Raw genomic sequence first — 18,733 nt, forward strand, 5'->3', positions numbered from 1 at the left:
AATAAACAACGGAATTAACCATGTTAAAAAGAACGTTTATCAGCCTTGCTTTCGCCCTGAGTAGCCCATTCGCTTTTGCTAATTGTGACGACTTTACCGATGTTGATGTAAGAAAGTTGCGCTCAAAAGAAACGGTAAACTTGTGCCAATTTAAGGACAAGCCACTACTCATTGTGAACACTGCGAGTAATTGTGGATTTACTGGGCAATTTAAAGACCTGGAAGCATTACATCAAAAGTACAAAGATAAGGGACTTGTTGTTCTCGGCTTTCCATCTGATGACTTTTTCCAAGAGGAAAACGATGAAGCCGACACAGCAAAAGTATGCTTTGTAAATTACGGTGTGACCTTCACTATGCTTGCGACAAGCCCTGTACGTGGCGACGATGCAAACCCTATTTTTAAACATCTTGGCGATCAGGTTGGGTCTCCAAAGTGGAACTTTTACAAATACTTAGTGTCAGCTGACAGGAAGGAAATCCAGCGTTTTGGCAGCCGTACAAAACCCCTTTCAGAAGAGTTAACAACAGCCATCGAAAAGCAAATCAGGTAAAAGAATGCGTTTTTACCACTTATATATTAGAATAAGGTATGAATAAAAATCAGGCAAGGCATGGAGAGAAGATGACATTAGCAAGTGCAAGACATATTTTAGTAGATAGCGAAGCACAGTGCTTGGAGTTAAAGCAGCGGATCGCAGGTGGTGAAGACTTTGCAGAGTTAGCAAAAGAGTTTTCAAACTGTCCTTCTGGGCAAGATGGTGGCGCACTTGGAGAGTTTGGACCGGGTATGATGGTCCCAGAGTTCGATAAAGTGGTATTTTCAGCCCCACTTAACGAAGTTCAAGGGCCAGTACAAACGCAATTTGGATATCACCTACTTGAGGTGACTTCTCGTCAAGATTAGTTTGAGTGGGCAGCATTTTGTGCTGCCCATGCTCTTATTGGTCGCTTAATTCTACAAATTTAAGATTTCACAATTCCTCCCTCAAACTCAAACCATGTCGTGCTACACTCATAATCAAATAATAAATGAGGGAACACACCATGATTTTGTACGGCTCGAACACATCGCCTTATGTCAGAAGGTTAAGAATCTACTGTGGTATTCACAACCTTTCCATTGAATATAAAGCCATCGATATTTTTAATGAACAAGATAGAGAAATCCTCATCAAACACAACCCAGCACGAAAAATCCCCTTTTTAATCAGTGCCGAGCAAGCGATTTGTGACTCAAATGTAATCGCTAGATACCTACAAGATAAATTTTCTCTACCACATTTAAACTGGGAGCAAGAGAATTTACTTACCACCGTTAACGCATGCAATGATTCTCTGGTTGAGATGCTCTTAGGGGATCGCTCTGGCTTTGATACCCAAGCGGATGTTTTGTTTTTTAATTTACAACGCGAACGTATAACTGAAACATTGGCTTACTTAGATAAGCAATGTACAACAGATGTATTTTTGAACTGCGAGTATTTGCAGATCAGTTTATACTGCTTGTTAGATTGGATCCGATTCAGAGACCTTGCAGATATTAGCCACCTTAATGGGTTACTAAATCATCTGGAAACATGGCAACGACACACACTTGCCCAAGAAACGGATCCTCGCAGTTAATTTTTTACTGGTAAATAATATGAATGATCTTGAATTAGAATCTGAAGTGGTCAATTTTGTCACTGTGGTTAAACAAAGTGAGCAATTATGGGCATTAGGCGCAGAAGATGGCGGCTTTGTCATTGTTGAATCAAATCAATTTGAAGAGTCAGATGTTTTACTCCTGTGGGGCGATGAAGCAGCAGCGCAAGCACAGTGTAAAGATGAGTGGGATGAGTTTAAGCCCATCGCAATTGATTTAGACTCGTTTCTAGATGAGTGGGTTGAAGACTTAAGAGATGATAGCGCACTTGTCGGTATCAACTGGAATGATGACAATGTTTGCGTAGAGATCGAGCCTGTTAGCCTAGCTCGCGCACTCGCTGACTAACGCAATCAAAGTCCCTTCTATTGCGCGCACATATGCTTGTATATGGGCGCCTTTTTGACAGGGTGCTGACAAAGGCTCTGCGCCTGCTGCCACAGCCCTATCATAACAGCTCGACACATTTTCACAGCCTAACGTTAATTCAAACCCTAATGCAGGCTGCTTTGGTTGAGAGCGTATGTAGTTTTGCTTAAACTGAGATTGTGCAACTGGGTGTGTTGCAAAAGCAAGTAATACAGTGCCGGTATTTAATTCACCATAATCGCCATTTTCAGTCACTGAGTGTGCGCTCAATCCAAAAGCTTGAAAATAAAAATCTAAGACCTCTTCGACATCATCAACATAAATGACTGTTTTAAGAAAATGCATCACTACAATAAGTTAAACAAGAATATAACTAATAAAGCATAATTAATGAGCAGCGTAAAGCCCATGGCAAAATCAATCATTACAAAGCGTAACTTAGTACAGTGTACCAAATTTGACGTCAGACTAAGGTATGGAGAGGTTGGATGTGAAAAACCAATATAACTAAAATGAAAGTGGCGCATAACGCGCCACGATTAAGATTTATTTCGCTGTTCTTTGGTAAACGCTCTCAATTTGCGTTTTTGCGATAATGTCATCTTATTTGTTCTACCTGAATAAGGGTTATCACCCTCTCTGAACTCAATTTTTATCGGAGTACCCATGATGTTAAGTGCTTTACGATAATAGTTCATTAGGTAACGTTTATAGCTATCTGGTAAGTCATGCACCTGGTTACCGTGGATAACAATCCTTGGCGGGTTATATCCACCGGCATGCGCATATTTAAGCTTCACTCGACGTCCACGTACGAGCGGCGGTTGGTGATCCGCTTGCGCCATATCCATAATACGTCTCAGCATTGCTGTACTCACACGCTTGGTTGCAGACTCATATGCCTCATCAACTGACTCAAATAAATGACCAACCCCAGTCCCGTGTAATGCAGAAATAAAGTGTAGGCGAGCAAAGTCGATAAAGCCTAAACGGCGATCTAGTTCAGATTTGATACGTTCTTTGACGTAATTATCTAAGCCATCCCACTTGTTAACGGCAATTACCAATGAGCGCCCCGAATTTAAAGCAAAACCAAGAAGGCTTAAGTCTTGATCAGAAATCCCCTCTCGCGCATCTACCACCAATAGAATGACATTCGCATCTTCAATGGCTTTCAATGTTTTTATCACTGAAAACTTTTCAACTACATCACTGACTTTCTTGCGCTTACGAACACCCGCGGTATCAATTAAGACATATTCACGGTCGTTACGCGTCATTGGGATATAAATAGAGTCGCGAGTAGTACCTGGCATATCATAGACAATAACACGCTCCTCTCCCAATATACGGTTTGTAAGTGTTGACTTACCTACGTTCGGGCGACCAATTATAGCGAGCTTTACTGGTTTATCTTCAAAGCCAGTTTTTCCTTCTTCCGGTGCTTCTTCACCTTCTAGGTAAAGCTCTGCAATGCTATCATCGTCCTGTGTTATCTCATCTTCTTGCTGAGCGAGCTCTGCAATCGTAGGACCCAGCGTCGCGTCCAACAATTGTGTTACACCACGGCCATGAGCGGCTGCGATTTGATGAATATCACCTAATGCAAGTTGATAAAATTCAGCACAGCTCGAATCAGCGTCTATGCCGTCTGTTTTATTGGCAACAATGAAACTTTTCTTTTCTTGCTTCCTTAAGTGTTGTGCAATGGCTTGATCAGCCGCAGTCATACCTGCGCGAGCGTCTACCAAAAATAGCACAACATCAGCTTCTTCAATCGCCAAAAGCGACTGCTCAGCCATCTCCGTTTCAATGCCTTCTTCACTGCCATCAATACCGCCGGTATCAACAACAATAAACTCATAACCATCATAGTCAGCCTGACCATATTTGCGGTCGCGAGTTAGACCAGGAAAGTCGGCGACAAGTGCGTCACGAGTACGCGTTAAACGATTAAATAATGTGGATTTGCCCACATTTGGTCGCCCTACCAGAGCGATCACAGGAAGCATAGACTACCTCTTCATTAAACAACAAAAGGCTTCGCAGTGCGAAGCCTTACAAAAACCTTTTCGTCAGGGATGATTAAGGGATTTTTATCGCGCTGATCTCACCATCTCGGGTATACACAATCAACTTATCATCAACCACGATGGGTTCTACAAAAAAGCCTGAATCATCAAATTCTTGACGAGACACCAAGTCACCGGTTTTCTTATCGAGCCAATGCAGGTTACCTTCCTGATCACCAACGACAACGTAATTACCAGCAACAGCAGGCGCTGTTAAATACCAACCTCTCAGGCCAGCTTGACTCCAGCGCTCAGTACCTGAGTCTTTATCTAGAGCATAGAGCACACCGTCACTATCTACCAAGTAAATAGTATTGAGTTCAATCGCTAAATCACGATAACTGCTGTACTCACGATCCCAAACGACACTCCCATTGCGCACATCAATAGCGGCAAGCTTGCCATTATACGCTATCGTGTAAACATACGCACCGGATACTATTGGTTTTGTATCAACATCGACCAAACGCTCAAACTCAGATGCGCCTTCGGCGAGGGCAACATCCGTGCTCCAAGCGGTAAATCCGCTCTCAGCAATAAGTACACTTAGCTTACCACTCTCTTCACCAACCAAAACACCACCATTGGCAGAAGTAGGGGAGCTCAGACCACGTAATGTCAGTGCTGGTACTTCCTGCTCATAACTCCATCGCTCTTCACCTGTATCTGGGTGTAAAGCCAGCAATTTACCTGAGCCTAAGTTGACATATACTAGACCATCGCCAGCACTCGGAGACGACAACGCTTCACCTGGTACAGACTTGCGCCAAACCACCTCACCAGTTTCACGATCCAATGCAATCACTTCACCGTGCTCTGAACCGATGTATACCTTACCGTAAGCTTGTAAGATACCGCCAGATAGCTTAGCAGAATCATCGTCAGCCCAAGGCCAAATCGAAGTGTCTTTACGAGTATCAATTTCCCATATCTGCTCGCCACTTTCAGCATTGTAAGCAGCCACTAGGCCCTTGCGCTCCGCAGCAAAAACACGGTCTTCATGCGCTGCGGGTATCAAACGTGAGAAATAGTGTTCAACACCGTCACCAAGAGACTCTTGCCAAACTGTTTGAGGTTCAAATTGATTAACGATTTCAGGCAGTACTAACTCCTCTTCGTCATCACTCGATGAACACCCCATTAACGATGCCATACACAATGCCAGTGAGGCCATTGTCAACTTCTTCATGGCTACTCCTTAGTTTGATGCAATTGCCAAGTCATCCAGCTTTATTTGCAGTAACGCGTTGTTTTGTGCGCCTTCTGCATCGATTGCAGCTTGATATTGTTCACGCGCCTTATCTTTTTCACCTTGAGACAAATAAATATCGCCTTTTACTTCAGCAACTTGAGCAATAAAACCCGCAGGAACAGACTGAGATAGCGTACTTAATGCTGTGTCTGAGTCGCCCTGTTCAGCTTGAATGCGTGCTAAGCGGATTAAAGCCGTTGCTTTCAATTCAGGACTTTTAACAGTATCCACTACAAACTGAAGTTTTGTTGCAGCTTGCGCTAGCTCACCACCATCAACGGCTTCTTTTGCAGCCACAAATGCAGCAAGTACCGCATAGTTAGAATCTGAATTGTCCGCTAAAAACGCATCGCTTTTTGACAATACTTCACCGCTTTCAATTAAAGTATTGTAAGCTTCCGAGCTGGCTTCAGCTGATGTAATTTGATTTTGGTTATATGCCTTCCAACCGTATAAACCACCTAGAGCTAAAACAGCACCTAAAACTAATGAAGTCCCGTTTTCTCTAAAAAAATTCTTTATCGCTTCAGCTTGTTGTTCTTCTGTTGAATAAATTTCCATTCTAACCTCTTACCCTACCAATTGTGCTAAAACGGCATGCGCTTCAGCCATAGGTAAAGTCAATTGTTCTTTTTGTTCGCGTAAATACTTAATTGTCACTGCATTGTTTGCTATCTCATCTTCACCAAAGATAAGCGCTACAACCGCTCCACTATTATCTGCACGCTTTAATTGTTTCTTAAAATTACCACCGCCGGCATGTACTTGAACTCTCAATCCAGGCACACTGTCGCGAAGTTCTTCTGCAATTGCTGGCGCTTTGATACTCGCAACATCACCCATCGCTGCAACATAGACATCTACATTACGACGAATCTCACCAACACTGTTCAATTCTTCTAGTAATAAAATTAAACGCTCCATACCCATTGCAAAACCAACAGCAGGCGTACCTTTACCACCAAGTTGCTCAACCAAACCATCATAGCGACCACCTGCACATACCGTGCCCTGAGCACCAAGACTGTCAGTAACCCACTCAAAAACAGTGCGATTGTAGTAATCTAAACCGCGTACCAAGTTATCATTAACCTGGTATTCGACGCCAGCCGCGTCTAAACGTTCACATAAATTTGCAAAATGTTGAACAGATTCTTCATCCAAATGCTCTGACAGCTTAGGCGCATCTGCAACCACAGCTTGCACTTCTGGGTTCTTACTATCAAGAACACGAAGCGGGTTAGTATACATACGACGCAGTGAGTCTTCATCTAACCTGTCTTTATGCTGTTCTAGATAAGCAACTAAAATGTCTTTATATGCCGCACGCGCTTCGTTAGAACCCAATGAGTTAAGTTCCAGCCTGACATGATCTGAAATACCAAATGATTTCCAAAGTCGTGCGGTCATAATAATGAGTTCAGCGTCAATGTCAGCAGTTGCAATACCAAAAGTCTCCACACCAAATTGGTGGAATTGACGATAGCGACCTTTTTGCGGGCGCTCACGGCGGAACATTGGGCCCATATACCACAGTCTTTGTTCTTGGTTATACAGTAGTCCACCTTCCACACCCGCTCTCACACATACAGCAGTCCCCTCTGGACGCAAAGTGAGTGAATCGCCGTTGCGGTCTTCAAAGGTATACATTTCTTTCTCAACGATATCGGTTACTTCACCGATAGAGCGCTTAAACAAATCTGTTGATTCAACGGTAGGAAAACGAATTTCCTGATAACCAAATGCGCCCATTGTATCTCTTAATGTCGCTTCAACTTTTTGCCAGATCTGAGTCGTGCCCGGCAGGCAATCTTTCATGCCACGAATTGCCTTTATTTGCTTTGCCACTGAAATTCCTAATTTATATCTATTCTTTTCTTAAAAATACAAGCGCAGGATACAACAAAACCCTGAATACGGTACGATAAAATACGTCTATTATACCCAGCTCGCTTAAAACGTAAACGAATTAAATCGGCCTCAAAGAGACCTATTCTTCGATAATTTTGACATCTATGCTCGGTTGAGCTTCTTTTTTAGCAACGTAATCTCGTACTTGCTCTTCTAATTGTTCAACGATGTTGTCGTTGTCAATTCGCGTTTTTTGGCGCTCACCATTGATATATAAGCCTGAGCGACGATTCGCCCCCGCTAAACCAAGGTCACTTACCAGTGCTTCACCAGGTCCGTTGACAACACAACCAATAACAGAAACGGTAATCGGTGAAATGATGTCTTCTAACCTTTCTTCCAGCTGGTTCATGGTGTTAACTACATCAAATTCTTGTCTTGAACAGCTGGGGCAAGCGATGAAGTTAATACCGCGAGAGCGGATACGCAATGACTTTAAAATGTCAAAGCCAACTTTAATCTCTTGTACTGGATCTGCTGCCAGTGATACACGCAATGTATCACCAATCCCCTCGGCAAGTAACATCCCTAATCCCACTGCTGACTTTACAGACCCTGCTCTAAAGCCACCGGCTTCAGTGATGCCCAAGTGCAATGGTTGATCAATTTCTTTGGCCAATAGGCGATAGGCACCAACAGCCAAAAAGACATCTGATGCTTTGACTGAGACTTTGAATTGGTCGAAGTTCAATCGCTGTAGAATTTCCACATGACGCATTGCTGACTCTAGTAATGCTTCAGGTGTCGGCTCGCCATATTTCTCTTGTAAATCGCGTTCAAGTGAACCGCCATTTACCCCTATGCGAATTGGAATGTTACGTTCCTGTGCAGCGTCAACAACGGCTCTTATTCGGTCTTCACTACCGATGTTTCCCGGGTTGATTCGCAAGCAATCTACGCCATATTGCGCCACTTTTAAAGCAATACGATAATCAAAATGAATATCCGCGACAAGTGGAATATCAACTTGCTCTTTAATACTTTTAAAGGCTTCTGCAGCATCCATCGTCGGCACAGATACACGCACAATATCCGCACCGGCATCTTGAATAGCACGGATTTGCGCAACCGTTGCATCTACATCCAAAGTATCCGTATTGGTCATAGATTGCACTGCAATTGGAGCGCCATCTCCAATAGGGACATTACCAACGTTAATACGCGTGGATTTTCTTCGTTTTATGGGAGATTCTGAAAACATGACGACTACTCTGCTAACGGTAATTTAAATTTTGCTAAACGGTTTCGTGGTAACCCTGAAATATCAATTGGTTGACCATCCAATTCAATATTCACCACTTGGTGTTTTCCTAGCACAACAGAAAACGGCGCTTGCCCTGTTACGGTCATGGTATAACCTGCTTTTTTAACACCAAACGCAACACGCTCTTGGGTTGCATCAAAGATCTCTACCCAACTATCTTGTTCAAAATACATCACCACTTTACTTAAAGCCGGTGCCACGGATGCATTTTGAGGCTCAGGTTGTACAGCGACCTCCGAGTTTTGTTCTGGTACATTAACGACGTCATTTGTCAGCGTATTAACCGCGCTGCTGCTCGGCTCAGCAATCTGTTGCACATCGCTAGCTGCTGATGCTGACGTTGGGGTCTTATCAGCAGGCGAAGTCGATGTCATCGCTTCAGCTGGCTGGCTGGCTATGGTCTCTATCGCCTGCTCTGTATTTGCTTGCTCTGACACGTGTTCAGCCGAGATCTCAGAAGTCAGTGCCGCTGTCGAGTTTTGCGTTGCTATGGCTTCATTCAACCCGCTTATCTCTTCACTTGTGTCAGGTTTGCTTGCCGTTTGCCACCACCAAAATAGTGACAAACCTACGAACACGATAAGCACTAAGTAACTGACAACCATCAATCGGTTATCGTTCGCTTCTTTCTCTGTACGCCGAGAAAAGCTTTTCATATTTCGCTTTTGCTCAGGCACATCTGGAGTCTGGTACAGAGCAAGGATTTGCTCACTATCAAGCCCTAACAGAGCACTATAGCTTTTGATGTAACCCCTTACGAACGTCTCAGGCCCTAAAGTTTGATATTCATCATTCTCTAGTTTCGTTATTTGGCTATGATTTAATTTTAAACGGGTAGCGATATCCTCAAAGCTTAGACTCTGCTCTGCTCTCGCTTTCGCTAAGGTCTGACCAAGCGATAATAGCTCGGTCGTCGTTTCATTCTCTTCTAGGTTCATAAAATATAGTTATTGGGGTCTACTATTAAAATGCGTCGCCCAGGTGTTAGGGCAACATCAGGTGTTAATCTGTTCCAGCGCATCAAATCATCAATTAATAACTTGTGCTTTATGGCAATATCAAACAATGATTCACCTTTTACGATAGCATGTGTCGTATTGGGATCATTTAAAAAAACAACTTGCCCAATTGAAAGTCGATCCGATTTCTCTAGCGCATTCCATTTTAGCAACTTTTCGAGCTTAATATTATATTTTACTGACACACTGAATAGGTTTTCTCCCATTTCAAGACGATGTGTCGGCACCGTCGGAAGCAATATTTCTTCATTCAGCATGCGCCCAGAGTTATCTAACTCAAGGCGACTCACTGGTGGCGCTTCAGAAAACCTTATCTCACTCGGGTCAACTTGATGGAATACCACCTGTTCAGTAACAACTTTCTTAGGCGTCGTTGAAAAACGTACTTTGGGTTCTACTGATTGCTCAGTAAGGACGACCTTATCTTCTTTTCGATTTTCACGTAGTGGTACTGTACGTACTGCGAGTGAACCATCGGTGAACGCTACGTCCTCATTAACAGCGTGGCGTTTCACATCATCCTGCCCACTATTCTCACTCAACTCGGACGTCTTAGGTGCACTGCGTTTTGTCTTTGACAGCAAAGAACGAGAAGTGGTCTTCTCTTGGTTTTCAGCCTCTGAGAGTATTTTACGTGCGATACTGTGCTTTACTTCAGGCACTTTACGCTTAATCTTAATTTGCGGATCCGCCACCATTCTGTTGTCATCAATTTTGGTGATTTTATTAAGCTGCGCAGTGCGATATTGCTCTTTCAATTGCTCAAATTCACTCAGCTGTAGCGTGTTATTGAGTACCAAACGCGCTTCAACAGAACTTGGATAAGTTTGTAACAGTAACGTCTCTAGCTCTTGGGCATATTGCAAACGACCCATTCTGGCCGACAATAAATGCTCAAGCAGCATCCCTCTTGCTGATACAAACCCTTTATTGGCATAGACTTTTAATACATCTTCAGCACGGTGTAATTCACTTTTTGCATAAAACACGCTGGCCATCAAAATCAGCACAGATTGGCGCTGCGAGTTATAGTCTAAAGCGCGTTTCAAATAATCTAGCGCTAGGTCAAAGTTGTCTTGACGCAATGCGCACAAGGCGAGATTTTCGTAGCTCTCTGCCACACGCAAATAACTGGGAATATCGATGGCCTTAAAAAACTGTTCCGTCGCCGCATCATAATCGCCTATGCGACATAAAAAAGCGCCATAGTTGTTACGCGTATTGGGATCATTCGGGCCATATTTTAAGGCGCTCATGTACGCGCTTTGCGCTTTTTCATTTTCGCCAACTTGTTCAAAATAGTAAGCAAGCGCATAGTGGCTTTCAGGCAGTTTGGGCGCTAAATTCAAAGCCCTATCAAGGTTGTATTTCGCTTGAGTGTTATTACCCGCATTGAGGTATTGTAAGGCAAGGGCAATACGAGTTTTAGCCGCATCTTGGTTGTTGGTCTTTTTTTGCACCACTGGCTTGTTGTTATTTGCATAACGCGTTTCCGTAACACAGCCAGTTAAACTCGCTAATAATGCGACTCCACACATACCGCTCAGCAAACGCCGAGGTGTACAAAACGCTAACTGAGAGAGTAAACCATCCTTTAAAGCAGGCATTGACCACCTTTTTGCTAAGACACAGTGGCTCTATCTTACCTGAAAGCCACTGTGTTTCATCTATTTTTTAGCCTACTTTTACTGCTATCGAATTATCTTGGTTTTGCTGCTTTCTGACCACACGTTTGGTTCTATCAACAACATCACCGACTAATTGGCCGCAAGCAGCATCAATATCGTCACCGCGTGTACGTCGAACAATACAAGTTAGACCCGCAGCCTGTAACACTTTAGAGAAGCGATCGATTCTGCTATTACTCGAGCGACCGTATTCATTCCCCGGGAACGGGTTGAATGGGATCAAGTTGATTTTCGACGGTGTGCCCTTCAATACTTGTACCAACTCGTGTGCATGGTCTGTGCTGTCATTCACACCTTGTAGCATGACGTACTCAATGGTGACATCTTTGTTTGCTTTTGAACCATCGATATAACGGCGACATGCCGCTAAAAACTCTTCTATCGGATATTTCTTGTTGATCGGTACCAACTCATCACGCAGAGGGTTATTTGGCGCATGAAGGGAAATCGCCAAGGCAACATCAATCTTCTCTTTCAAGATATCTAATGCTGGTACTACCCCAGATGTACTTAGGGTGACTCGACGCTTAGATAAACCAAATGCCCAGTCATCCATCATTAATTCCATCGCAGGCACAACATTATTGATGTTTAGCAGTGGCTCACCCATGCCCATCATTACAACGTTAGTAATGGGTCGCTTAGTGCTGTCACCATCATGCAAGCCAATATCCGTTGCGACACGCCATACCTGACCGATGATTTCAGATACCTTTAAATTACGGTTAAAACCTTGCTGCGCTGTTGAGCAGAAAGTACATTCAAGCGCGCAGCCAACCTGAGATGAGACACATAAAGTGGCACGGTCTTTTTCTGGGATCCAAACGGTTTCAACCTCTTGGCCACCTTCTAGGATCATTGCATACTTAATCGTGCCATCACTTGCGACCTGCTTGACAGAAATCTCAGGTGCTTTGATTTCACATTGGCTCTGTAGTTTAGCTCGTAACTTTTTATTGATATTGCTCATATCATCAAAGTTATCGACCCCAAAGTGATACATCCACTTCATCACCTGATCGGCGCGGAATGGCTTTTCGCCAAATGAAGCAAATAACTCGCGCATCCCCTCGCGGTTTAAATCTAATAGGTTAATTTTTTTCTCAGTCGTGGCCATGAAACAACCTCAGTTCAGGTGACGGATTGAACAACATAAATAAAAGCGCGCAATTGTACAAAAATCAATCAAACATCGCAATGATGTAATCGCTTTCAAAAACACCCCAATTGCTTTTCAAAACGATCAATACGTATTAAAGGGATTAAAAAAGGGCCCGAGAGCCCTTTTTCATCTGCTCAACTCGAAATTAACGAGTGCGTGGGCAGATTTCTTCGTCGCTGAAGAAGTAAGCGATTTCGCGAGCAGCTGATTCAGTCGCGTCTGAACCGTGTACCGCGTTTTCGTCGATGCTATCAGCGTAGTCAGCACGTAAAGTACCAGCTAGTGCTTCTGCAGGGTTAGTAGCACCCATGATTTCACGGTTCTTACGAACTGCGTCTTCACCTTCAAGAACCTGAACCATTACTGGACCAGAAGTCATGAACTCAACTAGTGCACCGAAGAAAGGACGCTCTTTGTGCTCTGCGTAGAAACCTTCCGCTTTCTCTTGAGAAAGGTGAACCATTTTAGAAGCAACGATCTTAAGACCAGCAGACTCGAAACGGTTGTAGATTGCACCGATGTGGTTTTTAGCTACCGCATCAGGCTTAACGATTGAAAAAGTACGCTCTAAAGCCATCTTTTTAGCTCCAATAATAATTGTTGATATTTACGGGCGCGAATTATACGCGCTTTAGACGTAAAAGCCCACACCCTTGTTAAAATACACTGTGAGTTGCCCTGAGATAACTCTGATCTACATCAAAATCCCGCTTTACGATCTCACTTATACTGCGCCGCTTTTTAACTCCCCCAACAGCTGGCTTGTACCCAGTTCAATGTATGAGGTCTAGAAATGTTTGTACCAGAGCTATTATCACCGGCAGGCAGTTTAAAGAATATGCGTTACGCTTTTGCGTATGGCGCTGATGCGGTTTATGCCGGTCAGCCTAGATACAGTTTGCGTGTGCGCAACAATGAATTTGATTTAACGAATCTCGAAATCGGCATAAACGAAGCCCACCAGCAAAATAAAAAGCTCTATGTGGTTTCAAATATTGCGCCGCACAACAGCAAGGTAAAAACCTATTTAAGGGATATCGAACCGGTCATTGCCATGAAACCTGACGCGTTAATCATGTCAGATCCTGGCCTGATTATGCTTGTGCGTGAAAAGTGGCCAGAGATGCCTATTCACCTTTCTGTTCAAGCCAATGCTGTCAATTATGCTTCGGTTCAATTCTGGGCAAATCAAGGGATCGAGCGTGTTATCTTGTCTCGCGAACTCTCTCTCGAAGAAATCGCAGAAATTCGCTCTTTGTGCCCGCAAACGGAATTAGAGGTCTTTGTGCATGGCGCGTTATGTATGGCTTATTCTGGCCGCTGTTTACTATCCGGCTATATAAATAAACGCGACCCAAACCAAGGAACCTGCACAAATGCTTGCCGCTGGGGCTATGATGTCAAACAAGGACAAGAAACCGAATTAGGTGATGTCGTACATAAAGTTGACCCAAAAGCGGTGATCCCAACGCTAGGCGAGGGACAACCAACCGATCACGTGTTTATGCTAGAAGAGCAAGGTCGCCCGGGGGAGTATATGCCTGCATTTGAAGATGAACACGGCACATATATCATGAACTCTAAAGATCTACGCGCTGTGCAATACGTTGAACAACTCACCAAAATGGGTGTACATAGCTTAAAGATTGAAGGCAGAACAAAATCATTCTATTACGTTGCTCGAACCGCCCAAGTATATCGCAAAGCCATTGATGATGCCGTCGCAGGTAAACCATTTGATCCGAACCTGATGCGTACATTAGAAAATCTTGCTCACCGTGGCTATACCGAAGGCTTCTTGAAGCGTCATGCACATCAAGATTATCAAAACTATGAATATGGCCATTCTATTTCTGACAAACAGCAATTTGTTGGTGAAGTTTTAGGCAGAAATAATAATGGCTTAGTCGACATTGATGTGAAAAATAAGTTCTGTACTGGCCACAGCTTAGAGCTCATGACGCCACAAGGTAATATTGCCTTTAACTTAGAACATATGGAAAACCAAAAAGGTGAAGCCATTGCTGATGCCAAAGGCTCGGGACACATTGTGCAAATCCCTTTGCCAGAGAACATTAACCTAGACCACGCGATTTTAATGCGCAACTTAGGTAACAATGAAGACACCAGAAATCCATTTAAAAAGGCATAAACATGGCATTGCTCATCACCAGTAAATGCATCAACTGTGATATGTGTGACCCTGAATGCCCAAATCAAGCGATTTATATGGGCAGTAGAGTGTATGAAATTGACCCAGAAAAATGCACTGAATGCGTGGGTCATTATGACCAACCTACCTGTGTCAGCGTGTGCCCCATAGATTGTATTAAGCCAGACCCCAATCACTTAGAAAGCCTAGATACTTTGGCAGACAAGTACTTGCGCTTAACTGGGCAATTAGATCAATAACCTCTCTGAAAGCAAGCATCTTCCTATTAAGCTGCTTGCTTCTATCATCAAACGATTATTGCGACATTTTTCATGATGTCTTCTTTTTGTACTTTTTCTTGTACAAACCCTGCCCTTTAGTGCAAAAGCACTTATTTTACATTTTTATTACTTCTAGATATACAGGCAAAGGCAGTACAAAAAACAATCAAGAGGATACAACATGAAACCATACTTAACGATAATGACTACAGCGCTCCCCGCGCTATTATTTTTATCCAAAACAGCGCAAGCTGAAGGCCAGCACCTTGATATCGAACCATTTCATTTCAACCAACAACATTTGCAGCACCTGGCGCTTAACCCATTGATCCAAGTGGACGAGTCTCAGTTTATTTTAAATAACGCACTCGTAAACGAAGATTGGCAAACAGTTTTATACAACACCGCCCCTCACTTAGTTGAATTTGAAGAAGTGATTTTACACTGGGCTGGGCACACCAGTATCAACCCTCGGCTGCTACTCTCTATCATGGAACTGTCGAGTCAACTCATAAGCACCCCAAGCAAAGCGGCTCTCATTGCACCTTTTGCAGGTTTAACAGATAAAGTCGGGTTTACTGAGCAACTAAAAGATGTGGCACTGAAACTCAACCAGCGCTTTTACGCCTTTGAATATCACACAACCAATGAAAAATCGAAACAGAGCAATGCGGCAACGGCGGCTTTATCAAGCCTGCTAGGTAGCTCTACCAAGCTTGCCGAGTTGGCAAATCAATATCAGCTCTTATTCTCAATCAACTTATTCGCTCCACATGGTGTCAGCTTTAAACCATCAAATGCCGCACCACAAGTGAACTTTTCAATGAACTTACCGTGGCCTTCAGGATATGCTTGGTTTAGTGGTGGCGCGCACTCGCATACAGGTTCAGGCTACCCCTATTCGTCGTTAGATTTTAATAATGGTTCGGGTGGTTGGGGCTCAAATACACCTTGGGTACAAGCCTCCCATGGTGGCAGAGTGACACGTTACTCAGCATGTAATATACGCGTTACTCACGCTAGTGGTTACGCTACTCAGTACTATCATATGGATAACCTACAATATAGTACTGGGGATTATATCTCTGCTGGAGATTGGTTAGGGCGCTACGCCAATAATCGCAATATGGCTTTATGCCAAGGCGGTCAATCAAGCGGACCGCATGTACACTTTTCGCTTCTATATAACGGTAGGTTTGTATCATTACATAACGCCTATATTAGCGGCTATCGGATCGATGTGGGCAATTCAAATTATGACGATAACTGCTACCGTTTTTATTTTGAGAAAAATGGGTATAGAACGTGCGCATGGTCAAGGCTATATCATTAAACTCATGCATTAATTAAACTTTTTCGGGCCGCATATATATGCGGCTTTGTCATGCGTTTAACACCAAAAAACCATGCCCAGATCCTTGCCCTGACCTGTCACAATTGAATAATACTTTATAACTAACTAATGATACTATTAAAATAAATTGAAAATTAAAACTAAACTTATTGTGAAAAATATGTATATTTAAGGTAATGGGAACAATAAGAGGTCGTCGCATAATATGAAAGCGATTCAAGCTAGCAACAAGGAAGTTAGTCTATTTGTTTTAACTCACAATCAAACCGACACACAAAATATTGAATTTGTGAGATTTGTTAAAATTCTCGAGGCAACCTGCAGCCAAATCAAAATAGATACACGCTTGCCCGACATCACAACGCGTGATCAATTCAACTTATATTTGGTTGATATAAGTCACCGCGAATGCAAAGACTTACTCAGTGCAGAAGTCAGCGCATTAGCCGCTCAACAAAACGTATTACTTTTTAATGCGCAACCTAATTTAGTCAATGAACAAACAGCACTGTTAGCCCGAATAAAAGGCGTCATATATCAAAACACTTCTGCTGAAAATATTTTTAAAGGGATCCAGCGTGTACTTAATGGCGAGTTATGGTTCTGTCGTACTTCAATATCACAGGCGTTTGATGAATTAATCCAACAACTCCCCAATATTTCACGTCCTCAATCTCTGGATGTGCAAGATACAGAACTTGCATCACTCACAGCCAGAGAGAAATCAGTCATTAAACTTCTTGCCAGTGGTGCAAAAAATGACGACATTGCAGATTCTTTGAACATCAGCAGCCACACAGTTAAGACACATATTTATAGCGCCTTTAAAAAAACCAACTCAAGAAATCGTATTGAGCTGGCAAATTGGGCACAAAAACATATTCCACTTAACTCCGTGCCTGTATCTCTGCAACGACATTAAATTTAGCTTTGCTGGGCTGCTACTTGCTCTTTGGCTGCCCATACGCCCCTCTCAATACCCTGAGTAACTAACATCGTCAGTGCTTTTTCAATCGCCTGCGTGACACAAATATGCATTGGCTCATTTTCACTAAAACCAGCTTCAGCTTCAGCAAGACGCTTATAACTCACATAACGGAAAAAACCCGCTCTCATTTCCATTGACAGGACTGTTTTGGTCGTAGCCACGGACAGTAATACTTGCCCTGTACGAACATCAACCGCGCGCATATAAATTGAAATCACATCTTCTCGGTATAACTCTGATGCGCCAATGCCAAAATACTCCATGCCTAGGCCCCCTGTTTTGACATTAGAGTCATAACTGATGATCCCCCCTTCGAAGATAATTTTTGCCATGGTCAAAGGCGGCAATTTCGACGATTTCTTTTGTTCATCGCTCATTGCAGCTCGCGTAATTTTGCGCTCTGTTAATAAGTTTTGTAATCCCTCTCGCTCTACGGGAATAAACCAATCAGTCTCATGCAAAGCTTGAATTAATATAGAGTTTGCTCCCTGTGTGACCGCTGTTGAAAAAGAGCTGACATTGTCTTTTGGCTTGTATTGACCAGTTTGATCTCGAAATGAATACACGGCAACGGGGATCTTGCCAATTGGCTCTGGCAGCGCTTTTAAAGAGGAGAATTCGTGACTTTGTTCAAGTGGCTCAGGCAAACTTTGTTCTGGAGGCAGCACTGCACCAATGCGACTACACCCACTTAATAATACAAAAAACCATAATACGACGATTTTATACATTAACCAAACCTCGGTACTTCTATGATGGTAGTATCTCCATTATCAATATGTTTAATCTGTACTGTGATGGAGTCTGGTGTGCTGGTGATCACCTGAATTTCGTAGTCACCACTGGTAAATGTCGAGTCTTCATTAAAAATACTGTCCTCCACATCATCACCAAATGCCATATCGGATATTTCTCTGACCATACGGTTTAGGTAAGTGCGCTCTAATGACTCCTGAAAACGCTCTCCATATGATTTTTCAATAATTGGCGCTCGATGCTTGTTTTGTGCATTGGCTTTATTGAGCAGCATACTGGCGTTTAATGGATTACCACCAAATGAGGGATTAATGGGCTTATATACAATTTCAGTTGCTGATACGCTCAACGTGAAAAAAGATAAATAGGTTAATATTATTGTTTTCATGACTACCATCCACTTTCAGCTAAATCTGGAGATCGTTGCTGGTAACGATCGCTAGCCATGGCATCCATTACTGCAAATAATGCCGCCTCGACGCGCTCATCCATCGGACCTCCTCGACGCCCCATTGCGGTACTGTAAACCAAACGGCGGTTCATTCGCACATCCAGCCTTGTACCAGCACGAGGTAATACTGTTTCTTTGATTGTGATGTTCACACCTGAAGTATTGGGTACCTCTCGCCAAAGTTGCGAGAAATCATAATAAAATTGGTATCCAAAGCGGCTAATGCTTTGGTCCATAACAAGACCGCCTAATTCAACTTCGCCATGGTCTGGAGGGGTTTTTGCAACAGCGTGGTTGTGCAGTACCAGTAATATCATCAAACAAAATATATACTTCATTGTGATAAGGGGGCAAAGCCCCCTCCTG

The 18,733-nt window shown here is 43.1% G+C and carries 21 protein-coding genes; 8 read left to right on the forward strand and 13 right to left on the reverse strand.

Annotated elements, in window-relative coordinates:
* Positions 1–20 precede the first annotated feature (20 nt).
* The 4 genes from JF50_RS24165 (at position 21) to JF50_RS24180 (ending at position 1,996) form a co-directional block, all read left to right on the forward strand.
* A complete protein-coding gene (locus tag JF50_RS24165) occupies positions 21–554 on the forward strand; it encodes a glutathione peroxidase (RefSeq protein ID WP_039611829.1) in 534 nt (177 codons plus the stop codon).
* Between the two features lie 71 nt (positions 555–625).
* A complete protein-coding gene (locus JF50_RS24170; protein ID WP_039611830.1) occupies positions 626–907 on the forward strand; it encodes a peptidylprolyl isomerase in 282 nt (93 codons plus the stop codon).
* Between the two features lie 140 nt (positions 908–1,047).
* Positions 1,048–1,626, forward strand: a complete 579-nt coding sequence (locus tag JF50_RS24175; RefSeq protein ID WP_039611831.1) for a glutathione S-transferase family protein — start codon at positions 1,048–1,050, stop codon at positions 1,624–1,626.
* Positions 1,627–1,645: 19 nt separating this feature from the next.
* Positions 1,646–1,996, forward strand: coding sequence for a DUF2750 domain-containing protein (locus tag JF50_RS24180; RefSeq protein WP_039611832.1), 351 nt, complete (start codon positions 1,646–1,648; stop codon positions 1,994–1,996).
* On the opposite strand, the gene JF50_RS24185 is transcribed toward JF50_RS24180, so the two are convergent.
* From JF50_RS24185 to ndk, 10 genes are all read right to left on the reverse strand, one after another.
* The gene (locus JF50_RS24185; RefSeq protein ID WP_039611833.1) at positions 1,973–2,362 is read right to left on the reverse strand and encodes a VOC family protein; all 390 of its coding nucleotides are present in this window, start codon (positions 2,360–2,362) and stop codon (positions 1,973–1,975) included. The two genes, JF50_RS24180 and JF50_RS24185, sit on opposite strands and share 24 nt — an antisense overlap.
* A 194-nt stretch (positions 2,363–2,556) precedes the next feature.
* Positions 2,557–4,029: a ribosome biogenesis GTPase Der gene (gene der, locus JF50_RS24195; protein ID WP_039611835.1), complete on the reverse strand. Its 1,473-nt coding sequence runs from the start codon at positions 4,027–4,029 to the stop codon at positions 2,557–2,559.
* Between the two features lie 73 nt (positions 4,030–4,102).
* Entirely contained in the window at positions 4,103–5,278 is a 1,176-nt protein-coding gene (gene bamB / locus JF50_RS24200; RefSeq protein WP_039611836.1) for an outer membrane protein assembly factor BamB, read from the reverse strand.
* 9 nt (positions 5,279–5,287) lie between these two features.
* Positions 5,288–5,902 carry a YfgM family protein gene (locus tag JF50_RS24205; RefSeq protein ID WP_039611837.1) on the reverse strand — a complete coding sequence of 205 codons (615 nt, stop codon included), beginning with the start codon at positions 5,900–5,902 and terminating at the stop codon, positions 5,288–5,290.
* Positions 5,903–5,911: 9 nt separating this feature from the next.
* Positions 5,912–7,189, reverse strand: a complete 1,278-nt coding sequence (hisS, locus tag JF50_RS24210; RefSeq protein WP_080760345.1) for a histidine--tRNA ligase — start codon at positions 7,187–7,189, stop codon at positions 5,912–5,914.
* 142 nt (positions 7,190–7,331) lie between these two features.
* Positions 7,332–8,453 carry a flavodoxin-dependent (E)-4-hydroxy-3-methylbut-2-enyl-diphosphate synthase gene (gene ispG, locus JF50_RS24215; RefSeq protein WP_039611838.1) on the reverse strand — a complete coding sequence of 374 codons (1,122 nt, stop codon included), beginning with the start codon at positions 8,451–8,453 and terminating at the stop codon, positions 7,332–7,334.
* 5 nt (positions 8,454–8,458) lie between these two features.
* Entirely contained in the window at positions 8,459–9,454 is a 996-nt protein-coding gene (locus JF50_RS24220) for a RodZ domain-containing protein (protein ID WP_039611839.1), read from the reverse strand.
* Complete coding sequence (pilW, locus tag JF50_RS24225; RefSeq protein WP_235423510.1) at positions 9,451–11,142, reverse strand: type IV pilus biogenesis/stability protein PilW; 1,692 nt, start codon at positions 11,140–11,142, stop codon at positions 9,451–9,453. Before pilW ends, JF50_RS24220 begins: the two co-directional genes overlap by 4 nt.
* A gap of 67 nt (positions 11,143–11,209) precedes the next feature.
* On the reverse strand, positions 11,210–12,340 hold the full coding sequence (locus JF50_RS24230; protein WP_039611840.1) for a bifunctional tRNA (adenosine(37)-C2)-methyltransferase TrmG/ribosomal RNA large subunit methyltransferase RlmN: 1,131 nt from the start codon (positions 12,338–12,340) through the stop codon (positions 11,210–11,212).
* Between the two features lie 190 nt (positions 12,341–12,530).
* Entirely contained in the window at positions 12,531–12,962 is a 432-nt protein-coding gene (gene ndk, locus JF50_RS24235; RefSeq protein WP_023399882.1) for a nucleoside-diphosphate kinase, read from the reverse strand.
* A 216-nt stretch (positions 12,963–13,178) separates the two neighbouring features.
* On the opposite strand from ndk, the gene yegQ reads away from it, so the two are divergent.
* The 4 genes from yegQ (at position 13,179) to JF50_RS24255 (ending at position 17,094) form a co-directional block, all read left to right on the forward strand.
* Positions 13,179–14,537, forward strand: a complete 1,359-nt coding sequence (yegQ, locus tag JF50_RS24240) for a tRNA 5-hydroxyuridine modification protein YegQ (protein ID WP_039611841.1) — start codon at positions 13,179–13,181, stop codon at positions 14,535–14,537.
* Positions 14,538–14,539: 2 nt separating this feature from the next.
* A complete protein-coding gene (locus JF50_RS24245; protein ID WP_039611842.1) occupies positions 14,540–14,797 on the forward strand; it encodes a YfhL family 4Fe-4S dicluster ferredoxin in 258 nt (85 codons plus the stop codon).
* 202 nt (positions 14,798–14,999) lie between these two features.
* Positions 15,000–16,151: a M23 family metallopeptidase gene (locus JF50_RS24250; protein WP_080760346.1), complete on the forward strand. Its 1,152-nt coding sequence runs from the start codon at positions 15,000–15,002 to the stop codon at positions 16,149–16,151.
* Positions 16,152–16,377: 226 nt separating this feature from the next.
* On the forward strand, positions 16,378–17,094 hold the full coding sequence (locus JF50_RS24255) for a helix-turn-helix transcriptional regulator (protein ID WP_039611843.1): 717 nt from the start codon (positions 16,378–16,380) through the stop codon (positions 17,092–17,094).
* A gap of 2 nt (positions 17,095–17,096) precedes the next feature.
* Here JF50_RS24255 and JF50_RS24260 read toward each other — a convergent pair whose 3' ends face one another.
* The 3 genes from JF50_RS24260 to JF50_RS24270 are packed head-to-tail and all read right to left on the reverse strand — an operon-like array spanning position 17,097 to position 18,684.
* Positions 17,097–17,891, reverse strand: coding sequence for a CsgG/HfaB family protein (locus JF50_RS24260; protein ID WP_039611844.1), 795 nt, complete (start codon positions 17,889–17,891; stop codon positions 17,097–17,099).
* Positions 17,891–18,313, reverse strand: a complete 423-nt coding sequence (locus JF50_RS24265) for a curli assembly protein CsgF (protein ID WP_039611845.1) — start codon at positions 18,311–18,313, stop codon at positions 17,891–17,893. The genes JF50_RS24260 and JF50_RS24265 overlap by 1 nt, the downstream gene beginning before the upstream one ends.
* A complete protein-coding gene (locus tag JF50_RS24270) occupies positions 18,307–18,684 on the reverse strand; it encodes a CsgE family curli-type amyloid fiber assembly protein (RefSeq protein ID WP_052262815.1) in 378 nt (125 codons plus the stop codon). The genes JF50_RS24265 and JF50_RS24270 overlap by 7 nt, the downstream gene beginning before the upstream one ends.
* Between the last annotated feature and the right edge of the window lie 49 nt (positions 18,685–18,733).

It is taken from the genome of Pseudoalteromonas luteoviolacea (genome assembly GCF_000814765.1).
GTDB lineage: Bacteria > Pseudomonadota > Gammaproteobacteria > Enterobacterales > Alteromonadaceae > Pseudoalteromonas > Pseudoalteromonas luteoviolacea_H.

Excerpts from the sequence above, each read along its gene's own strand:
- JF50_RS24165 (WP_039611829.1), top strand. The coding sequence starts at position 21 with ATGTTAAAAAGAACGTTTATCAGCCTTGCTTTCGCCCTGAGTAGCCCA.
- JF50_RS24170 (WP_039611830.1), top strand. The coding sequence starts at position 626 with ATGACATTAGCAAGTGCAAGACATATTTTAGTAGATAGCGAAGCACAG.
- JF50_RS24175 (WP_039611831.1), top strand. The coding sequence starts at position 1,048 with ATGATTTTGTACGGCTCGAACACATCGCCTTATGTCAGAAGGTTAAGA.
- JF50_RS24180 (WP_039611832.1), top strand. The coding sequence starts at position 1,646 with ATGAATGATCTTGAATTAGAATCTGAAGTGGTCAATTTTGTCACTGTG.
- JF50_RS24185 (WP_039611833.1), bottom strand. The coding sequence starts at position 2,362 with ATGCATTTTCTTAAAACAGTCATTTATGTTGATGATGTCGAAGAGGTC.
- der (WP_039611835.1), bottom strand. The coding sequence starts at position 4,029 with ATGCTTCCTGTGATCGCTCTGGTAGGGCGACCAAATGTGGGCAAATCC.
- bamB (WP_039611836.1), bottom strand. The coding sequence starts at position 5,278 with ATGAAGAAGTTGACAATGGCCTCACTGGCATTGTGTATGGCATCGTTA.
- JF50_RS24205 (WP_039611837.1), bottom strand. The coding sequence starts at position 5,902 with ATGGAAATTTATTCAACAGAAGAACAACAAGCTGAAGCGATAAAGAAT.
- ispG (WP_039611838.1), bottom strand. The coding sequence starts at position 8,453 with ATGTTTTCAGAATCTCCCATAAAACGAAGAAAATCCACGCGTATTAAC.
- JF50_RS24220 (WP_039611839.1), bottom strand. The coding sequence starts at position 9,454 with ATGAACCTAGAAGAGAATGAAACGACGACCGAGCTATTATCGCTTGGT.
- pilW (WP_235423510.1), bottom strand. The coding sequence starts at position 11,142 with ATGCCTGCTTTAAAGGATGGTTTACTCTCTCAGTTAGCGTTTTGTACA.
- JF50_RS24230 (WP_039611840.1), bottom strand. The coding sequence starts at position 12,340 with ATGGCCACGACTGAGAAAAAAATTAACCTATTAGATTTAAACCGCGAG.
- ndk (WP_023399882.1), bottom strand. The coding sequence starts at position 12,962 with ATGGCTTTAGAGCGTACTTTTTCAATCGTTAAGCCTGATGCGGTAGCT.
- yegQ (WP_039611841.1), top strand. The coding sequence starts at position 13,179 with ATGTTTGTACCAGAGCTATTATCACCGGCAGGCAGTTTAAAGAATATG.
- JF50_RS24245 (WP_039611842.1), top strand. The coding sequence starts at position 14,540 with ATGGCATTGCTCATCACCAGTAAATGCATCAACTGTGATATGTGTGAC.
- JF50_RS24250 (WP_080760346.1), top strand. The coding sequence starts at position 15,000 with ATGAAACCATACTTAACGATAATGACTACAGCGCTCCCCGCGCTATTA.
- JF50_RS24255 (WP_039611843.1), top strand. The coding sequence starts at position 16,378 with ATGAAAGCGATTCAAGCTAGCAACAAGGAAGTTAGTCTATTTGTTTTA.
- JF50_RS24260 (WP_039611844.1), bottom strand. The coding sequence starts at position 17,891 with ATGTATAAAATCGTCGTATTATGGTTTTTTGTATTATTAAGTGGGTGT.
- JF50_RS24265 (WP_039611845.1), bottom strand. The coding sequence starts at position 18,313 with ATGGTAGTCATGAAAACAATAATATTAACCTATTTATCTTTTTTCACG.
- JF50_RS24270 (WP_052262815.1), bottom strand. The coding sequence starts at position 18,684 with ATGATATTACTGGTACTGCACAACCACGCTGTTGCAAAAACCCCTCCA.